This is a genomic window from Pedobacter sp. B4-66, assembly GCF_018492665.1.
In the GTDB taxonomy this organism is placed as follows: Bacteria; Bacteroidota; Bacteroidia; order Sphingobacteriales; family Sphingobacteriaceae; genus Pedobacter.
Genome location: NZ_JAFVME010000003.1, coordinates 494,194 through 515,913 on the forward strand (window position 1 = coordinate 494,194; position 21,720 = coordinate 515,913).

General features: G+C 38.5%; 16 protein-coding genes. 8 read left to right on the forward strand and 8 right to left on the reverse strand.

Annotated elements, in window-relative coordinates:
• The first annotated feature begins 14 nt into the window (after positions 1-14).
• From J1905_RS06775 to mnmA, 4 genes are all read left to right on the forward strand, one after another.
• On the forward strand, positions 15-467 hold the full coding sequence (locus J1905_RS06775; protein WP_214226523.1) for an SRPBCC family protein: 453 nt from the start codon (positions 15-17) through the stop codon (positions 465-467).
• Positions 448-771 (forward strand): ArsR/SmtB family transcription factor, encoded by a 324-nt coding sequence (locus J1905_RS06780; protein ID WP_214226524.1) that lies wholly within the window; start codon positions 448-450, stop codon positions 769-771. The genes J1905_RS06775 and J1905_RS06780 overlap by 20 nt, the downstream gene beginning before the upstream one ends.
• A gap of 40 nt (positions 772-811) precedes the next feature.
• Positions 812-1,270 (forward strand): SRPBCC family protein, encoded by a 459-nt coding sequence (locus J1905_RS06785; RefSeq protein ID WP_214226525.1) that lies wholly within the window; start codon positions 812-814, stop codon positions 1,268-1,270.
• Between the two features lie 285 nt (positions 1,271-1,555).
• Positions 1,556-2,647 (forward strand): tRNA 2-thiouridine(34) synthase MnmA, encoded by a 1,092-nt coding sequence (mnmA, locus tag J1905_RS06790; protein WP_214226526.1) that lies wholly within the window; start codon positions 1,556-1,558, stop codon positions 2,645-2,647.
• Positions 2,648-2,777: 130 nt separating this feature from the next.
• Here mnmA and J1905_RS06795 read toward each other — a convergent pair whose 3' ends face one another.
• The 4 genes from J1905_RS06795 to J1905_RS06810 all read right to left on the reverse strand — a co-directional run bounded on the left by J1905_RS06795 (position 2,778) and on the right by J1905_RS06810 (position 6,277).
• Positions 2,778-3,800: an MAC/perforin domain-containing protein gene (locus J1905_RS06795; protein ID WP_214226527.1), complete on the reverse strand. Its 1,023-nt coding sequence runs from the start codon at positions 3,798-3,800 to the stop codon at positions 2,778-2,780.
• Positions 3,801-3,967: 167 nt separating this feature from the next.
• Positions 3,968-4,915, reverse strand: a complete 948-nt coding sequence (locus J1905_RS06800; protein ID WP_214226528.1) for a bifunctional metallophosphatase/5'-nucleotidase — start codon at positions 4,913-4,915, stop codon at positions 3,968-3,970.
• The gene (locus tag J1905_RS06805) at positions 4,893-5,657 is read right to left on the reverse strand and encodes a 5'-nucleotidase C-terminal domain-containing protein (RefSeq protein WP_214226529.1); all 765 of its coding nucleotides are present in this window, start codon (positions 5,655-5,657) and stop codon (positions 4,893-4,895) included. The genes J1905_RS06800 and J1905_RS06805 overlap by 23 nt, the downstream gene beginning before the upstream one ends.
• Before the next feature lie 107 nt (positions 5,658-5,764).
• Positions 5,765-6,277 carry a glutathione peroxidase gene (locus J1905_RS06810; protein ID WP_214226530.1) on the reverse strand — a complete coding sequence of 171 codons (513 nt, stop codon included), beginning with the start codon at positions 6,275-6,277 and terminating at the stop codon, positions 5,765-5,767.
• A gap of 312 nt (positions 6,278-6,589) precedes the next feature.
• Between J1905_RS06810 and topA the strand changes: the two genes are divergently transcribed.
• The 4 genes from topA (at position 6,590) to pbpC (ending at position 17,854) form a co-directional block, all read left to right on the forward strand.
• On the forward strand, positions 6,590-9,181 hold the full coding sequence (gene topA, locus J1905_RS06815; protein ID WP_214226531.1) for a type I DNA topoisomerase: 2,592 nt from the start codon (positions 6,590-6,592) through the stop codon (positions 9,179-9,181).
• Positions 9,182-9,186: 5 nt separating this feature from the next.
• Positions 9,187-9,591, forward strand: coding sequence for a hypothetical protein (locus J1905_RS06820; RefSeq protein WP_214226532.1), 405 nt, complete (start codon positions 9,187-9,189; stop codon positions 9,589-9,591).
• Between the two features lie 102 nt (positions 9,592-9,693).
• Positions 9,694-15,273, forward strand: a complete 5,580-nt coding sequence (locus tag J1905_RS06825; RefSeq protein ID WP_214226533.1) for an alpha-2-macroglobulin family protein — start codon at positions 9,694-9,696, stop codon at positions 15,271-15,273.
• A 199-nt stretch (positions 15,274-15,472) separates the two neighbouring features.
• Positions 15,473-17,854 (forward strand): penicillin-binding protein 1C, encoded by a 2,382-nt coding sequence (gene pbpC, locus J1905_RS06830; protein WP_214226534.1) that lies wholly within the window; start codon positions 15,473-15,475, stop codon positions 17,852-17,854.
• A gap of 13 nt (positions 17,855-17,867) precedes the next feature.
• Here the strand turns inward: pbpC and J1905_RS06835 are convergent, their stop codons facing one another.
• The 4 genes from J1905_RS06835 to J1905_RS06850 form a co-directional block, all read right to left on the reverse strand.
• Positions 17,868-18,560: a lysoplasmalogenase gene (locus J1905_RS06835; protein ID WP_214226535.1), complete on the reverse strand. Its 693-nt coding sequence runs from the start codon at positions 18,558-18,560 to the stop codon at positions 17,868-17,870.
• Entirely contained in the window at positions 18,535-19,761 is a 1,227-nt protein-coding gene (locus J1905_RS06840; RefSeq protein WP_214226536.1) for a sterol desaturase family protein, read from the reverse strand. Before J1905_RS06840 ends, J1905_RS06835 begins: the two co-directional genes overlap by 26 nt.
• Positions 19,762-20,168: 407 nt before the next feature.
• Complete coding sequence (locus tag J1905_RS06845) at positions 20,169-20,474, reverse strand: RNA recognition motif domain-containing protein (RefSeq protein ID WP_048905338.1); 306 nt, start codon at positions 20,472-20,474, stop codon at positions 20,169-20,171.
• A 174-nt stretch (positions 20,475-20,648) separates the two neighbouring features.
• The gene (locus tag J1905_RS06850) at positions 20,649-21,500 is read right to left on the reverse strand and encodes a dienelactone hydrolase family protein (RefSeq protein ID WP_214226537.1); all 852 of its coding nucleotides are present in this window, start codon (positions 21,498-21,500) and stop codon (positions 20,649-20,651) included.
• Between the last annotated feature and the right edge of the window lie 220 nt (positions 21,501-21,720).

Consider the following 21,720-nt stretch of genomic DNA (forward strand, 5'->3'; position numbering starts at 1 on the left):
AAAGCTACTTAATTATGGCAAAACTTATTAAACACCAATTTTTCTTCTCTCATCCAGTTGAGACTGTGTGGGAATACCTAACTAAATCTGAATTGATGGAGCAATGGCTTATGAAAAATAATTTCCAGCCCATCTTAGGTTTTGAATTTGAATTTAGGACAGGCCCAATACCCAGCCTCGATTTTGACGGTATCTTTCATTGTAAGGTGTTAGAGATTATTCCCTTTAAAAAACTCTCCTACTCCTGGAGAAGTGGACCTGGCGAGGGTAAAATCACACTTGATTCTGTCGTGGTATGGCAATTACAACCAACAGACAAAGGCACTGAGGTATCCTTAGAACATAAAGGTTTCGCAAAAAAAGAAAACCTAGACTTCTACAACGGTCTAAATCAGGGCTGGATAGAAAAATTAAACAACATTGCTAACCTTTTAAACACTGCACAACATGGCAATACCAGCTCTTGATACATTTCAGGTTATAGGAGACCCAAGCAGAAGGAAGATGCTTATGCTACTTTCTGAAGAGAGCTTAACAATTAATAATCTGGCAGACAACTTCGAGATGAGCCGTCCCGCTGTTTCAAAGCATATTAAAATTCTGCATAACGCTGGGTTTATTTCAATCGAGGACATCGGCCGTGAACGGTATTGCACCCTAAAAAAAGATGGCTTCGAAGAACTACAAGCATGGCTCTCCTATTTCGACCAGTTCTGGGCTTCGAAACTGACAAAGCTAGAAACCTTATTAAACAAAAAATCACCTAACTAATATATTAAACAACAAAATCTCCCATTAAAAACCCAAGACTATGACAACTTCAGATTTTAACACTATGTTTTCGGTGGATGAAACCCCGAATACAGTATTCAATGCCATCAATAACATATGCGGATGGTGGTCCGAAAATATTGAAGGCGGTACAGAACAACTTAATGATGAGTTCACCTATCAAGCAAGCAACCTTCATAAGTGTACCATGAGATTAATTGAGGTTATACCGAATAAAAAAGTCGTTTGGCTGGTACTCGATAATTATTTCAGCTTCACCAATGATGAAACAGAGTGGATTGGTAACAAGATTGAGTTTGATATCTCAGAAAAGGATGGCAAAACTCAAGTTCATTTTACCCACCACGGCCTTGTTCCATCCTATGAATGCTATGACATTTGCTTCGATGCCTGGACCGGTTATATCAACGATAGTTTGCGCAACCTAATCACAACAGGAAAAGGTCAGCCAAACCCCAAAGAACACGCTACAACCTAATACCCCTGCAACATGATGCAACATCATAAGGTCAGAGGCATTAAACTCCTGCCTTATTATGCTAACTATACTAACCTCCCAATTCGGCTAAAATTCAGTGTCTGGAAGAGGGCCTAGGAACCATTTGCGCCCTTCAGCGCAATTTGTTCCAGCCCGAAAACAGATCACTTAATTTTACTTTGACAACAGACTGACCTCTCAAACAAGAAACTTTCATTAAAATCTCTTACTTTTGCACCTTATTTCTAATCACCGGGCTTTGAACCCGGGGCAGTATTAAATAACATGAGTAAAAAAGGAAGAATATTAGTAGCCATGAGTGGCGGTGTTGATAGTTCAGTAGCGGCAGTAATGCTACATGAACAAGGTTATGAAGTTATTGGACTAACCATGAAAACGTGGGACTATGCCACATCGGGCAGCAGCAGTAAGGAAACTGGTTGTTGCAGTCTTGACAGCATAAACGATGCCCGTACGCTTGCGGTAAACTATGGCTTCCCACATTATATCCTTGATATACGCGACGAATTTGGTGATTTTGTAATCGACAACTTCGTTGATGAATACCTTGCCGGACGTACCCCAAACCCTTGTGTATTGTGTAATACCCACATCAAATGGGAAGCATTATTAAAACGTGCAAACAAACTGGATTGCGAATTTATTGCAACAGGACACTATGCAAACATCAGACAACAAGATAGCGGTCGTTACGTAATTTCTAAAGGAAAAGACGAGAACAAAGATCAATCATATGTATTGTGGGGAGTTTCTCAGGAAAACCTCGCACGTACACAATTCCCTTTGGGTTCATTTGCAAAATCCGACATCAGACAGATGGCTTTGGATATGGGACAAGAAGAATTGGCTAAGAAAAGCGAAAGCTACGAGATCTGTTTTGTACCTGATAATGATTACCGTGCCTTTTTAAAGCATAAAGTTGAAGATTTAGAAGATAGAGTTGCCGGTGGTAACTTCATCACTAAAGACGGAATGGTAGTTGGTCAGCACAAAGGTTATCCTTTTTATACCATAGGCCAACGTAAAGGACTTGGAATTGCCTTCGGCGAGCCAATGTTTGTAACTCAAATTATGCCCGAAAGCAACACAGTAGTACTTGGCAGAGCTGAAGATTTAGAAAGAAACGAAGCCTTAGTACGTAATGTTAACCTTGTGAAATACGGAAGTATTTTGGAGCCAATGGATAACGTGGTTACTAAAATCAGATATAAAGATGCAGGTATGTTAAGTACTATCGTTCAGGAAAATGACAAAATGCGTGTAGTATTCGACCACAATGTATCAGCAATTGCACCAGGCCAATCAGCAGTTTTCTACGAAGGAAATGACCTGCTAGGTGGTGGTTTCCTTTGCTAAAAGATATATCACTATTGAGGGTATACAAAAAGGTAAGGTCATCATTCTAATGACATCATACCATAGCCCATGTCGTCCTTACCTTTTTGGACACCCTCAATTCTCAGGACCTTAAATTTATCCCACAAATTTAGTTTGTCAATTTAACCTCTTTAGCGGCAAAATATTGTTCGAGATAAGATTTCACCTCGGCTTTTTTTACGCTATCATCAATAAAACGATCAAGAGGTATCAAACCATTATCATAAGCACCAATAAATCGAGCGTTAGCTTCTGTATTAGTAGAAAGCCAATTTGTAATATTCACCACCTGTCTATTATTTATGGTTTCGATTTCTAATTTGCTCATATCGCCACCAATAGAGTTAAAATAGATCTGGGCCGAAGAATTTGCATTTAAGTTTCGTAAGTTTACATCATCCAAATAGCCGGTCGATAAGCCAAACGTTCGTTTCATTGCATAACGTAATCCCTCCATAATGATAGATGCTTTATTTCCCTCCTTAGCTTCGGCCTGATAAACGACATCAAATTTTGAACCCATTTTTATCCCTGTCAGAACATTTGTTCCATATTTATGAACAAGCTCCTGAGCATTTAATAAAGTAATATCTTTCTTAAAATCAGCTGTTAAAAAGTTATTTATAGATTGCTCATAATAAAACTTGTATCTTTTCCTTATCCAGTAATTATAATAGTATCCATAAACATACTTTTTATCAGTAACAATTGTTCCAGGGAAAGTCTTCTCTATGGTATTTCCAAAAAGTCTCAAACCTTTAGTGTGTTCAAACGAATTAGAAAATCTTTCTGATAAATCCACTGCGTTCTCAGCCTGAATAGTTTCCCATGAACCCTCTCCACCTCTAAGTATGTTAATTCTAGAAGATTCGTTAGCAACATAAGCTGTAATATCAACTACACTTGCTCTTATAGAAACTTCGTTGTTGAATTTATCTGTAGCATCATATCCAAATCCTAAGAAATTATAGGTTTCAGATGGTTGATGTAAAGGCAGGGTTTCTTCCATTGCTCCCTTAACTACCAGTTCAATATCTGGTGACAATTTCTCATCAATTACGATTTCTTCAGATTTTTTCTTGCACGAGGCAAACATGGCAAAGACTGCCATGACAAGAATTACTTTTTTCATTTGGTTCAAATTTGTGTGTGTATTGTCACTATCAATTTTAAGGCCATATTTGCAACAATTTTAAAAATGGCATAAATCTCACCAAAAAAATAGACACACATTAAACCATCAGAAAAATATGATTTCCTTTAGGAAAAAATTATCGACTATAAATATACAGATAGATGCTAGACTCCTAATTCATTAGAAATCAAATAAGGCGAAGCCGTTTTCACCTTTTTGCCTTTATATCTTTCAAAGTAATAATCAATTCTGCCTAGGTTAATACCGGCAAAACCAACCTGATTTATGGTAGTTATCCTCCCACTCAGGTTCTGCACATCTTCAGGCTGAGCCATAAAAGTATGCGTATGTCCTCCAATTATTAGGTCAATGTTTTTATTATTTTTTGCTAAAATCTGATCGGACACTTTATCTGTGGCATACTTATAACCTAAATGAGACAAGCAAATTACTAAATCACACTTTAAGTCATTCTTTAAAAGATCGGCTACTTCATTGGCTTTAACTACTGGATCAATATAAACTGTATCACCATAGTTTTTTCCCTCTACCAAACCTTTCAATTCTACGCCAACACCAAAAACACCAATCTTTAATCCGTCTTTCTTAAATATCTTATATGGCAGCGTCGATTTATTCAATATCGTATTTGAGAAATCATAGTTACTACACAAAATAGGGAAATTAGCATGAGGTAATTGTTTATAAAAACCCTCCATGCCGTTATCAAAATCATGGTTCCCCATGGTTGCTGCATCATATCCCATAGCAGACATCAGCTTAATTTCTAGCTCGCCACCAAACTTGTTAAAGTAAGGTGTACCCTGGAAAATATCGCCTGCATCAAACAACAGTACATTCTTCTCTTCATTTCTTATTTTCTTGATAAGAGCTGATCGCCTCGCTGTACCGCCTAACCCCTCATATTTAGACCCATCAATAGGAAACGGTTCAATCCTGCTATGAACATCATTAGTATGTAAGATGGTCAACTTTGTTACCCCTCCGGCAGCTTCTGCTTCAAATGCGTTTAGATTTAACGCCAAAGCTGCAGCAGCAATACTACCCGTTCTAATAAAATCTCTTCGGTTAGTTTTTAGTAATTCTTCCATCTAATTTTGGATTAATTGTTTTGCCTTCAGCCTCAGTTTCTTTAACGTAATTCATTAATGCATCGCGTATTTTAAGGCCTATAACCTTTTGTTCTAATGCATTTTTGAAAGCAGGAACATTGTCGCCACCACCCCCGATATAATCAGAAGTAAGTACACGGTAAGTTTTATTTACATCAAATGCCTTACCATTTACCTGTACATCTACGGGCTTTTTATCTACAATTTTCATATGTAAACGTGCAACAGGCTGTCCGTTTGTTGACGCAATATAATTTAGTACTTGTTGTACATCGGAGCCTTTCAGTGTGAAAATAATGAGCTGGTTTTCAAATGGCATCAGTTCGAATACATTAGAAACAGTAACATCCCCTTTTGGGAAATCTACACGTAAGCCTCCCTTTGTAGATGGCAATGCAAAATCAATATCCTGATCATACTTAAGCGCCTGTTTTAAAACGGCATCAGAAAAGAAATTACTCAATAAGCTTTCAGGTAAGGTATCACTACTTTTTTTAGACATCTGTGATGCTGAGTGCCCTATTACTTCTTTCATTTCAGCATCAAGCTGAATCTTATAAGGCAAATAGGTTTTAATGATAGAACTATCAACTGCAAGTTCTTTATTGACATTGTATTCAGCACGATTGGCTTTCACCAGTTTGTATCCTGATGAGCAAGAAGCCACTAAAAGAACTACTGATAGTGCTAAATAATTCCGGAATAACTTGATATGATCCATATTTACTTTGACTACAAAAGTACGGCAAACATTAGAATATGGTGTTAAAAAAAAGAGAAATCCCTATTAAGGATTTCTCTTTTTTTACATTTTTACGTTAAAGAAACTTACAAATTCTTTGTAATCGATTCATCTAAAGGTTTCACTTTTGAACGAAAGCGGTGCACTAGCTGACCTTTTTCATTAATCAAGAACTTTTCGAAGTTCCATTGAATATCACCAGTAAAATCAGGGTTTTCCTGAGTGGTTAAGTATTTAAACAATGGACTGATATCATCACCTTTAACACTGCTTTTTTCTGACAACATGAAGGTAACGTTATATTTTCCAGTACAAAATTCTTTAATCTCGCTATTTGTAGCCAATTCCTGACCACCAAAATTTCCAGCGGGGAAACCTATCAGCACTACATTTTTACCATATTGTTTCTGTAGTTTCTCAAGATCTTCATACTGAGGTGTAAAACCGCATTTTGAAGCTGTATTTACAATAAGGATTTTTTTACCCTTAAATTTAGAAAGCTTAATTTCTTTACCATCAATGGTTTTAAAAGAGAAATCATAAACGCTTTTAGCAGGAGGCGTAAAGAAAAGGCTTAACAGGATGAGTAATGTATTCATGGTTTTAAGTTTTTTTATACTCACGAAGTTAAGCACAAAAAACTGAGATAATTATACTATTTAAGTAAAATGTTTTACTCTGTATATTTCTTTTATTACTGGCAATGGAAAAGAGTTCTCTAGAGTGTTTGCATAGGCAGAATTAATTTAATGTCATAAGATTAGCTGATTATTTTGACCGAAATGCAATAGCCTTTTGGCTTACCATTCATCGGGTAAAAGAGGTCATTTTTAAATAAATTTGTTAGAAAAATAGGATCGGATTTTGAAATTAGGCTTATTTATAGCTTTATTTGCAGAAAAACGTTCTGAATGGCGAAGAATTTACTAATAGTTGAGTCACCTGCGAAAGCGAAAACCATAGAGGGGTATTTAGGCAAAGATTTCCTTGTTAAGTCTAGTTACGGTCACATCCGTGACTTGATTAAGGGGGACATGGGGATTGATATCTCTAATAATTTTGCTCAAACCTATGAAGTTCCTTCAGATAAAAAGCAAGTTGTTGCCGAGTTAAAGAAACTAGCTAAGGAAGCCGAAATGGTATGGCTAGCATCCGATGAGGACCGCGAGGGAGAGGCTATTTCATGGCATCTTTTTGAAACTTTAGGACTTAAAGAAGCTAAAACAAAACGTATTGTTTTTCATGAGATCACTAAGCCTGCTATATTAAAGGCTATAGAAACTCCACGTACTATTGATTATAACCTTGTTCATGCGCAACAGGCACGTCGTGTATTGGATAGATTAGTGGGTTTTGAACTTTCTCCGGTATTATGGAAAAAAATTAAACCATCACTTTCTGCTGGTCGTGTACAATCTGTTGCTGTTCGTTTAATTGTAGACAGAGAACGAGAAGTAAATAAGTTCAATGCTTCTGCAGCATTTAAAATAACTGCTCAGTTTTCAACCGGAAATGGAAAGGAAATTGTAAGAGCTGAACTACCTCAGCGTTTTGAAAAAGAAGCAGAGGCAGAACAGTTTTTAAACGATTGTCTCAGCGCAGGCTTCTCTGTTGATAGCTTAGAAACCAGACCAGCAAAACGTAATCCGGCAGCTCCATTTACTACTTCTACCCTACAGCAAGAGGCTTCCCGCAAACTAGGTTACTCGGTTTCGAGGACAATGCAAATTGCACAAAGATTATATGAAAGTGGAAGAATCACCTATATGCGTACCGATTCGGTAAACTTATCGGAAACTGCATTACAGGCTGCTGCAAGTGAAATCAAATCTGCTTACGGCGATAAATATCACCACTTAAGAGTATATAAAACTAAATCTGCAGGTGCACAAGAGGCTCACGAGGCCATTCGCCCTACTTATTTTAATCACCATACAGTACCTGGCGATAGTTCTGAACAACGTTTATACGAGTTGATCTGGAAACGCGCCATCGCTTCGCAAATGAGTGAGGCTTTGTTTGAAAAAACTACCGCCCAGATTGGCATCAGTACTCGTAAAGAGAACTTAATTGCTGAGGGTGAGGTATTAAAGTTTGATGGTTTCTTAAAGGTTTATCTTGAATCTAGTGACGATGAGGATGTTGAAGACTCAGAAGGCAACAGCATGTTGCCGCCGTTGGTTAGAGGTCAGGAATTGACTTTAAAAGAAATGAATGCAACAGAGCGTTTCTCAAGACCGCCTGCAAGATATACTGAGGCTAGCTTGGTTAAAAAACTGGAAGAGCTGGGTATTGGTAGACCATCTACTTATGCGCCAACTATCTCGACCATCCAAAACCGCGGTTATGTGGTTAAGGAAGACCGTGATGGCCGTCAGCGTTCATTTAGCTCTATTGTTTTGAACAATGGCTCAGTTAAAAAGCAAATTAAAACGGAAATAACAGGCGCTGAAAAGGGCAAATTATTTCCTACAGATATAGGTGAGGTTGTTAATGACTTCCTCGTTGAACACTTTAAAGGAATCGTAGATTTTAACTTTACTGCTAACGTAGAAAAGGAATTTGATGAGATTGCACAAGGTTTACAGGAATGGACAAAGATGCTTCACTCCTTCTACACTCCTTTCCATATTGAGGTTGAAACTACTTTAGAAACTGCCGACAGAGCTAATGGCGAGCGCCTATTAGGTGTTGATCCGGTAAGTGGCAAAAATGTATATGCTAAGGTTGGTAAATTTGGACCTTTGGTTCAGATTGGTCAAAATGATGACGAAGAGAAACCTCGCTATGCGAGTTTGTCTAAATCGCAATCTGTGGCAACTGTTACTTTGGAGAGTGCGCTAGAGCAGTTCAAGCTACCTTTCCAGCTTGAAGATTATGAAGGTAAAGAGGTTTCAGTTGGTGTAGGTCGTTTTGGTCCTTATGTTAAATGGGGCGATGCTTACATTTCAGTTCCTAAAAATGAAGATCCTTTATCTATTGACAGGGATCGTGCGATTGAGATTATTGGCGAGAAAATTACTGCTGATGCTCCTGTTGCTCATTATCAGGAATTACCTGTTACTAAAGGAAAAGGCAGATTCGGTCCGTTTATTAAATGGAATGATTTGTTTATCAATGTTCCTAAGGCTTATAACTTTGACAACCTTAAACAGTCGGACATTGAAGAACTGATTGGCAAAAAGCTAGAAAAAGAAGCCAATAGGTTTATCCAACAGTGGGCTGAAGAAAAAATTGCTATAGAAAATGGCAGATGGGGACCGTTTATTCGTTTCGGAAAAGACATGCTTAAATTGCGTAAAAACCCAGCTACTAATGATAAATATACTCAGGAGGAATTAGAAGTGATTTCTTTAGATGAGGTTAAAAAATTGATAGTTGAGCAAGTGCCTAATGCTTTTGAGCCTAAAACCAAGAAAGCTGCAGCTAAGAAAACTGGAACTACTGTAAAGAAAGCCGCGACTAAAGCACCTGCAAAAAAGAAAGCAGTAGCGAAGAAGTAGTTGTTATGAAAAAAGACCTTCCTCAAAATATAGTTGAAGATGTTGCAATGGCCGTGGTGCTAATTAATGAGAGTCCAGAGGTGAAAAACTGGACTGTTTACCTCATTAATCTTAAAGATGAGCCACTAAACAATGTACTTATCAGCTCTAAAGGGTATGGCGAAAAAGATGGAAAACTGGTAAAAACATCGGTGTTAAGACATTTTCTGGGCGATATTGAAGCAAAATCCTTTAAAGGTGTAGAGGCAATCGATACTGAAGTATTTGGTTTAACTAATGAATACTGGTTAAGCTATTACATGAATGGCATTATCTATGATAAGAAGTTTATATTTCTCCCGGAAAGCATTGTCGACGAGAACTTAATCAGAGTTCCCTTAGTCAATATGCCAGGTGTAATGATTAAGTAACCGGCCCCATAACAGAGATTTTCTTCTGTTGATAACAATTATTTTCGTTTCCGGTGATTTTTGTTGATTTTCGTAAACATCTTATTATGAAAAATCTGTGTTATGGAATCACCCCGCTCTTCCTTTATTCAAAGGAATAAAAAACCCCTAATCATTGGTTCTGTTGCTGTTGTGCTACTTGGCATTGCATCAGTTTTCTTCTTCAAAAAAGAAAAACCTAAGGACTACAATCAAAAATATTCTAAATACATTGAGGCTTATACTTCTGGAACGATCTCTAAAAAGAGTTTCATCAGAGTGCATTTGGCCAGTGAAGTAAAAACAATGAGTGATGTTGGCGTGGCCGATAGCAGAGATTTATTCAGCTTCTCTCCTTCCGTAAAAGGAAAAGCATTTTGGATCGACGCTCAAACTGTTGAATTTAGACCAGATGAGCCTTTAAAATCAGGTGAAACCTATGAGGCGAACTTCGATTTAAGCAAGGTTACAGAAACCGAAAAAGACCTCGAAGAATTTGAGTTTGGTTTTAGGGTTATTAAACCCGGCATGAGCTTAAGTCAGGATGGTTTGGTATCTCAAAATAATACTTCGCTTGATTACATGAAGCTTAAGGGGGAGATTACAACTTCAGATCAGGAAGATCCAAAGGCAATTGAAAAAGCATTGGCAATTGACTTCCCTCAAACCTTAAAAGTAAAATGGCAGCACAATCCAGAAAAAAACACTTCTGCCTTTACAATTGATAGCATTAAGAAAACTGGTCAGGATACTAAGCTGACTTTGAAATGGTCTGGTGATGCAATAGATGCAGACAGTAAAGGCGAAGAAGCGGTTGCTGTTCCGGCCAAAGGGGTATTTAAAATCCTGAACATGAAAGCAGTGCAGGATCTGGAAGATTATGCGTTAATACAGCTTTCTGAACCTGTTGGCGTAGCTCAGGATTTGGCAGGTTTAATCTCATTAAGTGGTTTGTCAGATCTGAGATTCACTATAGATGCCAGTCAGGTAAAGGTCTATTCGGCCTTGGCTTTGGAAGGCAATTATACGTTTACAGTAAATTCGGGCATTGAAAACATCAATGGCAAAAAACTTGGAGCAGGAAAAACGGCTAATATCGTATTCGAAAATAAACTACCATCGGTAGTTATTGCAGGCAGTGGTACAATCCTTCCCAATTCAGGAAAACTGGTATTGCCATTTGAAGCAACCAATTTAAAGGCAGTTGACGTTACTGTTGTCAAGATTTACGAGAACAATATCCCTCAGTTTTTCCAGACCAACAGCTACAAAGATGGAAGTGAAATTCGTCGTGTTGGTAAACCTGTGGTACAAAAAACAATTCGTTTAGACGAGGATAAAGCGCTTAATCTGCATAAAAAGAATCGTTTTACTTTGGATCTGGATAAGTTAATTAAAACTGAACCAGGTGCGATGTACCGCATAACTATCGGTTTCAGAAACGAATACAATGTATTTAAGTGTGCTGAGGTAACCAGCGAAGACGGCGGTTCTGATGAAGACGATTATCGTGGTTATGGCGAAAAAATTGATGAAGATGACGAGTTTTGGGAGCGTTACAATAGTTACTATCCAAACAATTACAGATGGGAAGACAGAGATAACCCATGTACCCCATCCTATTATACCAACGATAAATGGGCGAGCAGAAACGTAATGGCTTCGAACATTGGTATTATCGCAAAGCGCGGCAATGACAACAGCATGCTTATTGTAACTACCAATTTGCTTACTGCTGAACCAGTGAGCGGGGTTACTTTAGAGCTGTTGGATTACCAGCGTCAGATCATCCACACAGTTAAAACCGATGGAGACGGCATGGCTACATTTGATCTAAAAAGAAAGCCTTTCTTGGTGATTGCTAAAAATGGCGATGAACGTGGCTACCTGAAAATGGATGATGGTAGTTCCCTTCCATTGAGTCGTTTTGATGTTGGTGGTGATGTAGTACAGAATGGATTGAAGGGCTATATTTATGGAGAACGTGGCGTTTGGCGTCCGGGTGATTCGATATTCGTATCCTTTATTCTTGAAGATAAACTAAAGAAACTTCCTGGTGGATACCCGGTTACATTCGAACTATATAATCCTCAGGGACAATTAATTAAAAGAATCATCAATGGTAAACCATTAAATGGTTTCTACGCCTTTAAAACAGCTACAGAAAACACTGCTCCTACCGGAAATTGGCTTGCTAAAGTAAAAGCAGGTGGTGCGGTGTTCAGTAAAACCATTAAGGTTGAAACCGTTATGCCTAACAGGTTAAAGATTAATTTCAATATCGGTAATGCTACTTATTTAGGAGTTGGCGGAGCATCATCAGCTACACTTTCGGCAAACTGGCTATTTGGTTCAGTTGGTAAAAACCTTAAAGCTAAAGTTGATGTGAACCTGAATACCATGAAAACTACGTTTAAAGGTTTTGATGAGTACACTTTCGACAATCCTACTGTGGTGTTCCAATCGCAGATTAAAACCATATTTGAAGGCACTTTAAATGAAAATGGAACTGCCCTAGTCAATACAAGTTTAAACGAAAACAATACAGCTCCAGGGATGCTTAAGGCTAACTTTACCACTAAGGTATTTGAAGCTGGAGGTAATTTCAGTATCGATAATTTTAGTATTCCATATCATGTTTATAATAATTATTATGGCATTAAGACACCAGATGGCGATAAACTAAGTGGAATGCTGGTAACTGGTCAGGATCACAAAGTGAATATCGTCAACGTAGATAGAAACGGAAAACTCGTACATGGTGGTAAAACTGTTGAGGTTGAATTGTACAAAGTGCAATGGCGTTGGTGGTGGGATCAGGATGATCAGAACTCATATGCTAACTTCACTCAAAACTCTTATAACAAACTGGTTAAAAAAGAAAACATCACCTTATCAGATGGTAAAGGAAGTTGGAATTTAAGAATTGATGAACCTGAATGGGGTCGTTATTTAATTCTTGTGCGCGATGTTAATGGTGGTCACGTAACTGGTAAATCTGTATATGTTGACTGGCCGGGATGGGCACAGCGTGAGCAAGCGAACAACCCTACCGAAGCATCAATGCTTTCGTTTACAGCCAATAAAACGAAGTTTAATGTTGGCGAAGATGTGGTGCTAACCATTCCATCGGGTAAAGGTGGCAGGGCATTAATCTCCATAGAAAATGGTAGCAGGGTATTAAAAACCTTCTGGACAGAAACTAAACCTGGACAAACTCAGTTTACCTTTAAGGCAGAGAAGAACATGGCTCCTAACGTGTTTGCGGTTGTTACTTTACTTCAGCCACATGCACAAACGGTAAATGACTTGCCAATAAGGATGTATGGTGCTATCCCATTGCTGATTGAAGATCCAGAGACGATATTGAAACCGGTAATTAAAATGGCCGACAAAATTAAGCCTGAAACCGAAAACAGCATCACCGTTGCAGAACAAAATGGTAAGGCAATGACTTATACAATTGCAATTGTAGATGAAGGTTTACTTGATCTAACAAGGTTTAAAACTCCTGACCCTCATAGTGCATTTTATGCTCGCGAAGGTTTGGGTGTTAAAACTTGGGATCTATTTGATTATGTACTTGGCGCATGGGGTGGCAATCTGGAGCGTATTTTAAGTATCGGTGGCGATGGTAGCATCAACAAGAATTTAAATCCTGCAAAGGCCAACAGGTTTGTTCCAGTGGTTAAATACTTAGGGCCATTTGCATTGGGCAAAGGCGAGAGCAAAACACATAAGTTTACCCTTCCGCAATATATTGGTGCAGTAAGAGCGATGGTTGTTGCCGGTCAGGATGGTGCTTATGGTTTTGCAGAAAAATCGGTACAGGTTAAAAAACCTCTAATGTTGCTGGCTACTTTGCCACGTGTTATTGGTCCGGGCGAAAGCTTTACTTTACCTGCAACAGTTTTTGCAACTGAAAACAACCTTAAAAACGTTACTGTACAGTTACAGGCACAGAATTTACAGGTCGTTGGTAGTAAAACACAACAGCTTGGGTTTAAACAACCGGGCGAACAAATGGCATATTTTGAAATAAAAGCGCCTGAGATAACAGGTATTGCTAAGGTCAAGATCATCGCTCAAAGTGGTTCTGAGAAAGCGGTTTATGATGTAGAAATGGACATCCGAAACCCTAATCCGTTTGTTACCAATGTGGTATCGGCAGTTGTAGAGCCGGGTGCCAACTGGTCGTTAAACTATGCGCCTATTGGTATGGCGGGTACAAATTCGGGAGCAGTAGAGCTTTCGTCTATACCTCCTATCAACCTTAAAAAGCGCTTGAGTTATTTGATGCAATATCCGCATGGTTGTGTTGAGCAAACTACATCGGGTGTATTCCCTCAGTTGTTCCTCAATAAATTAACTGCATTAAATGAACAGCAAAAAGCAACTACAGAGAGAAACATAAAAGCCGGCATCAACAGATTAAAAGGCTTCCAAACTACAGATGGTGGTTTAAGCTACTGGCCAGGCGAAGGCTCTTCTGACGAATGGGGAACAAATTATGCAGCGCATTTCCTGGTAGAATCGCAAAATGCAGGTTACACCCTCCCTGTTGGCATGATGGATGAGTTGGTTCGTTATTTGAAAGCTAAGGCCAATAACTGGGCTCCAAACAGCAGTAATTTCTATGGTGGTGACCTTTCTCAATCGTACAGGTTATATGTGCTTGCATTGGCTAAGAGACCAGAAATAGCTGCTATGAACAGATTAAGAGCCTTTGAGTATCTTTCGGTTAGTGCTAAATGGCGTTTGGCTGCTGCATATAAACTTGCCGGACAAGCAGATGCAGCGAATAAGTTAATACAAAATTTACCTACAGAAATACAACCATATAATCAGCTTGGCGGTACTTATGGTACCGAATTAAGGGATGAGGCCATGATATTGGAAACGCTAACGTTATTGGGTCGTAAAGGTACAGCAGCGCAATTATTACAGTCAGTAGCAGCCAGATTGGGTAAGGATGACTGGTACAGCACGCAAACAACTGCTTATAGTTTATTGGCTATCGCTAAGTTCTGCGGTGTAAATTCATCATCAAACAATCTTAAATACAGCTATACTATTGATGGTAAAAAAGGGAATGTAAATTCAAATCAATACATTATTAGTACGCCATTAGCGTATAAAGGTAATGTGAATGTTACCAATACTAGCGACAGAGTGTTATTTGCCCGTTTGATTTTACAAGGTCAACCTTCGGCCGGACAAAATAACTTCCAGCCGAATAACCCTGATGTCTTGGATATGAGCATCAGCTATAAATTATTGAATGGCAAAGTGCTTGACCCTACTGTACTAAAACAGGGTACAGATTTTTATGCTGAGGTTGTAGTTAAGAATCCAGGTAAAAATGGATATTATGAGCAGATGGCGTTAACCCAGATTTTCCCATCAGGATGGGAAATCATTAATACCCGTGTAAATGATAATGAAAGCATCATTGCTTCGTCACCATATACTTACAGAGATATTAGAGATGACCGTGTTTTCACGTATTTTAACATGAGAGAGAATGAAACGGTTACCTACAAGGTACTTTTAAATGCATCATATATTGGCAGATATTACTTATCTGCTGTGCAGTGCGAAGCCATGTACAATAACAACATTAGTGCTACTGAGGCAGGTAAATGGGTTCAGGTAATTAAATAGATGTTTGGCCTGGGTTTATAACCTGGGCCAAACATTAATTAAAAGGTATTTAATAAACCCAATAGAGAATCTTAAAAACATAGTAAACTTTTCCATAATCGTTGATTTATTATATATCAGCTTGTGTCGGAAAATGTTACCTATGACGAATCCAGTCTGTCGTTGGTAATTCATCTCAGGATGAGGAAACAAAAAAATAATGCTTAATAAATTAAAAGCCATTGTAATTTCAGATCTCGTTTGTGGCGTATTGCTACTGGCTTTTCTATTTGCTTTACCCTCAAAGCTATTTGTTAGCCTTACATCGTATGTTGTAGAAGCTTCTAATGGCGATTTACTAAGCGCGGCCATTGCTAAAGATGGACAGTGGCGATTCCCTGTAGCTGATACAGTACCAGAGAAATTTGCGCAGTGCTTAGTTGCTTTTGAAGATAAGCGGTTTTATCAGCATCCCGGTGTTGATCTGGTTGCTATGGCCAGAGCCATGCGTCAAAACTTTAAAGCTAAAAGTGTTGTAAGTGGCGGAAGTACTATTAGCATGCAGGTAATCAGACTTTCGAGACGCGAGAGTAGAACGGTGTGGCAAAAGTTAATAGAAGTTATTCTTGCATTAAGGCTTGAGCTAGGCTATTCAAAAAAAGAGATAATAAAACTCTATGCCGGTAATGCGCCCTTTGGAAGTAACGTTGTAGGTTTAGATGCAGCTGCCTGGAGGTACTTCGGTCGTAGTTCCGAAAGTTTATCATGGGGAGAAATGGCTACATTAGCAGTACTTCCAAATAGTCCATCCCTGGTTCATCCGGGGAAGAACTCTCCAAAGTTGATAAAGAAGCGGAACGATTTGCTAGATAAATTGGCAAAATTAAAAGTTATAGATCAGTCTACCGCGAACCTATCTAAACTAGAGCCTATTCCCGGCAAGCCACAACAGCTACCTCAAAATGCTCCGCATTTATTAAACAGGTTTAAATCTGAACAGTCATCTCTAAAGAAAGGCTCTACGAGGATTACTTCTACACTTGACTATGATTTGCAATTGAGGGTAAGCACCTTGCTTAAGCGTTACAATAACCGATACAGGGCAAATGACATCAACAACATTGCGGCCTTGGTTCTGGATGTAAAAAAGGGTACTGTACTTAGTTATGTGGGTAATATCTATCAACCGGAAAATACTGAATTGGAAAGTCATGTTGATATGATTAAAGCACAAAGAAGTCCGGGGAGTACTTTAAAGCCTATTCTATATGCCAGTATGCTAAATGATGGATTTATACTGCCTAAAACTTTAATACCGGATGTACCAACTCAAATAGGCGGCTATTCGCCTCAAAATTACGACATGGGGTACGATGGTGCAATACAGGCCGATAAAGCCCTTAGCCGCTCTCTAAACATCCCTGCGGTTAAAATGCTGCAGAACTACAAGTACCAGCGGTTTTACGATAAACTGAAACAACTTGGCTTTACTACTTTAAATAAACCGGCAGATCATTACGGACTTTCACTTATTCTTGGTGGCAGTGAGGTAACCATGTGGGATTTGGCCAGAACTTATATGGGCATGGCCAGAACGCTGAACCATTTTAATGATTACAAAGGCAGGTATAATCCGCATGATTACGATGAGCCTTTGTATGTGAACGAACAACGCGACAAGCGTTTTGATCAGTTTGAGGCACAAGTAAACTCGGTTATAGATCATGGTTCCATCTGGAACGCCTTTAATGCAATGGAAGAACTGATGCGACCGGGCGAAGAAGGTTTGTGGGAGCAGTTTTCGTCTTCGCAGCGACTGGCATGGAAAACTGGTACAAGTTTTGGTTTTAGGGATGGCTGGGCTATTGGACTTAATCCGAATTATGTTGTTTGTGTTTGGGTTGGCAATGCCGATGGCGAAGGCCGTCCGGGTTTAACCGGTATTGATGCTGCAGCTCCAGTTATGTTTGATATTTTTAAGCTACTCCCAACTGTTAAATGGTTTAAAACTCCTGAAAACAAACTAAAAAAGATTATAGTTTGTAAAGAAAGTGGCTATAAAGCAGGCGAATATTGCAATGATAAAGTGGTACAACTGGTTTCTCCGACAGGAGAAAAAACGGGACTTTGCCCCTACCATAAAATGATCCACCTGGATCGTACCGGAACTTACCGAGTTACCGATGCCTGTGAGGCTCCGTCAGAGATGGTACATAAATCGTGGTTTATTTTACCGCCATCTATGGAGTATTATTATAAGATTAAGAATAGCGACTATAAAGAATTACCTCCGTTTAAAGCCGGTTGTGGTGATGCGGGAAGCAATTTTGTAATGGAAATGATCTACCCAAGAAACTATGCTACTGTGTATATTCCGGTAGAACTGGATGGAGCGAGAGGTAAAATTGTGTTAAATGCTACCCACCGAAATGCAAATGCAAAGATTTACTGGCATATCGATAATGAGTATGTTGCTACCACTAAAAACTATCATCAACTAGCTGTTAGCCCATCAACAGGTAAGCATATTTTAACCCTCGTTGATGATCAAGGCGAAAGACTGGTGCAGAGTTTTACGGTATTGGAGAAAGAAAAGGACTAGTTTTTTGAGCGTTTTAACCCTCTCTTTTTATAAGATGACGTTCTATACCCCCAACGGTAATTAAATATTGTGCAATCATATAAGTTCCCATTATCAACAATCCCGCTAGGTCAAAGCTATTAACAAACTTATTGTAAGCAAGTATTGAATCAGATACTAAGAAAAACATTGCGCCAAACAGGATAAGATTAAAACTTATTTTATTTACCCTCATGTTTCTAAACGCAGCCATCATCATCATTAAACTAATGATAAAGGTGTAGACCATTACTGGAAGTTTCATTGCACCCAGGTCCTGTCTGATGTAAACATAATAACCGATGGCAAACACCATACATATTGCAATGGCTATCCTCGCTCCTTTTTTATCGAGCTCGGGTGCCGATTGAAAATCAAGGTAAAAAGCACGGATGTAAAAGATATGGCAAAGCAAAAAGGCAATCAAGCCATACATAAAGTACGATTCGTTTTTCCATACAAACATGAGCAATACATCGCCGGCAAGGCCAAAAACTAAGCCTGTAAACAATCGCTTATGAAAACGTCCCTTTAGTTTGGTCCTCATTGCAAATATGATAAGCAAAGATATTACGATCAATGGCTTGGTAACGTACCTTAACCTTTCGAGCTGATAATACTCTGCAACTAATTGGAAGATAAAGATCAGTGCAAATATGAGGTTAAACTTCAGGTATTTCTTGAACATGTGCATTCGGTTTGTTTAGATTATAAAACCAGACTAGTGAAACGATCTGTAAACCTGCGAATATAACTTGATATCCTACAGGGAATTTAAGCAGCAAAACTATCAAAATACCTGATACGAGTCGGCAATATTCAAAATAAATCAGCCATTTCTTTTCCTCGAGCAATGCTCCACAGGTTAAGAGGGTGAGTATTGAAAAGATGGAACCGAAAATTAGTGGTGTTGCGGGCAATGTTTCATTTAAAAAAAGAATTGCCGATCCTGTTGCCAGACTTACCAGAAATTGTAAGAAAACGTATCCTGAGAATTTTTGATGAAACTGAGGGTTGTATTTTGCATAACTCGCAGGATCGATGTCTGGAGCCGGTTTAAAGCCACCTAGATGTGCAGGAAACCACCCTGGTGGTTTCAGAAATACGTTTATTTTATCGCTCCATTTGGGACTTTGTTTTGCGGTATTCCATAATTCGGCCCAGTAATGTACGTTTGCCCAAATAGGATTCCAGCTGGCCAACGGAGTTGTGATGCCATAATATACCTCATCTTCTTCTTTTTGAAAAGTGCCAAAGATTTTATCCCAGATAATTAAAGTGCCTGCATGGTTTTTATCAATGTATTTTGGATTGGAGCCGTGGTGTACACGGTGGTGTGATGGTGTGTTTAATATCCACTCTAACGGGCCCATGCTTTTTATTGCTCTGGTATGAATCCAAAATTGATATAAAGTATTGAAAGCACTTAATGTAAGGAACATAACTGGATCGAAACCAATAAAAGCGAGTGGCAAATAAAACACCCATGAAAACCAGCCCTGAAACCAGGATTGCCTTAAAGCTACGGTGAGGTTGTATTCTTCGGATTGATGATGAACAATGTGTGCCGCCCAAAGTGCGTTTATCTGATGGCTCATTCTATGAAACCAATAGTAGAAAAAATCGACGCCTATGAAAAGTATGATCCAGGTCCAGATGGTTTGTGGAAGATCAAATAGTCGCCAATGTTCGAAAATATACATGTAGCCAAAAAACAAGGCTGTTTTCATGAAAACGCCTGTTACTTGTTGGCCTATCCCTTGACTAAGGTTGGCAATAGAATCGTTTAATCTATAATAATTTAGTTTTTTATAGAAAGTATAGGCAAGCTCTATCCCAATTAGAATAAAGAATACCGGAACCGATAAGGCAATATAGTCCACTTTCATTCTACTAATCTAATGAATTAGCAAACAAAATTTCGTATTAAGAAGCTAAGTAGTAGCATTTTTTTGGTTCCGAAGACTGGGTCGGTTTTTGAACGTATCTTGTTCGCCCTTTGTTCGGCCCTGGTCGAACGAGGTCCGAACAAGGTGCGTTTAAAGGTAATGCTAAAGACGACTATATTCTAGGTTGCATTTCGAACCTAATTTTCGTTCAACACTAAAACTATAAGGTTTTAGGTAAATAGCAATTCCTATTTAATTAGAGCATCAACTGGATTCTAGTGATTAGAATAATCCAATGTAAGAAAAATATTTTAAATAAAAAAGCAGCAATAGATGACGCATATCACCACTGCTGCTCTAGTATATTAAAATAGAATCAGTAACTAATTTTAATAAGAAAAAGCTAATTAATAGCTTTTTTCTGTACGGTTGTTGCGTTTAAAGCCACCACCACCAGCACCACCGGTGTTTGGTTTTTCTTGTGCTTCAGCAACTTTAATACGGTTACCATTATAATCGCCGCCATTCATGCGTTTGATTGCTTCTTTTGCCTCTTCTTCTACTGGCATTTCCACAAAACCAAACCCACGACTCTGACCAGTTTCGCGATCTTTGATAATCCTTAGTGATTTTACTTGACCGAAATCACCAAATACGGCTGTTAATTCATCTTCCCCTACTTCTAAAGGAAGGCCTGTAATAAATATCTTCATTAATTTCTAAAAATTTGCACAAAGTTAAGCATTTTTCGCTTAAATTCCAATGCTAGTGTCAGTTATAAGTATAATTATCTAATAAATCTCATAACAGGCAAAAGAAAATTTTGTTTTAGAAATCGTTTAAATACTGTTCTTTTTTGTTAAAAAATTATATTAAACTGAGCCAAACTAGGCTAATTTAGCTTTAAACAGCGATATGGTTCTTTTCCAGGCTAATTTCGCCGCCGTCTCATTGTACCTTGTCGGCGAAGTGTCATTATTAAACGCATGATTTACGTTTTCATAAATATACACCTTGTAGTCGATATGATTTTCTTTTAAGGCCGCCTCATATGCCGGAATTCCTGCATTGATACGTTCGTCGAGCCCACCATACTGAAGCATTATACTCGCTTTTATTTTAGGAACATCTTCTGTAGCGGGTTGAGCTCCGTAATAAGCAACAGCCGCCAATAATTTAGGATCGTTTACTGCAAGTTTATTTGCCATAGCCCCACCCCAACAAAAGCCAACGCATCCCGTTTTCCCATTTCCATCTTTTCTATTCCTCAAATACTCTAATCCCTTTAAGTAATTTTGCAGATTCTTTACAGGATCTAGTTTCCCAATCAACTCTCTTCCCTTGTCTTCATCAGACGGTGTTCCTCCAAATGGCGATAGTGCATCAACCCCTAATGCAATAAACCCCTCGGCCGCTACTCTTTTGGTCACATCAATAATATGAGGGTTTAATCCTCTGTTTTCGTGAATAACAAGTACACAGCCGAGGTTCTTTTTATCTTTAGGTTTGGCCAGTACTGCTTTTACATCCCCATCAGCTCCGGGATAAGTAATGTGTTCCGTGACGACATTATCGTCGTTAAAGCTGGATGCTGATGCATAATTATTTTCCAACAAAGGCAATACGGTTAATGCTAAGGCTGTACTGCCTGTAATTATAGCCAGCTTCCTCATGAATTCCTTCCTATTTAGCTTACTGTGAGTGTATTCATCATAGAGATTGATGATTTTCTGATCCATAGGTAAATAATTAAAGTATGAACAATATATACTAATATAATGCTTTCTGACCATTATTTATGGTTTTTATCAATTACGTTACAAGAGAAAACGTTATTGAATAATGGAGATTTGTCATGAAATTGTTTTAATTTTTTTCGTTGAAAACAAATTGACAACATCCCTCGTTATGTGTGTAGTTTGTTTGGTTTAGGTTGGTCTGTGGTGGACCAACCATCTA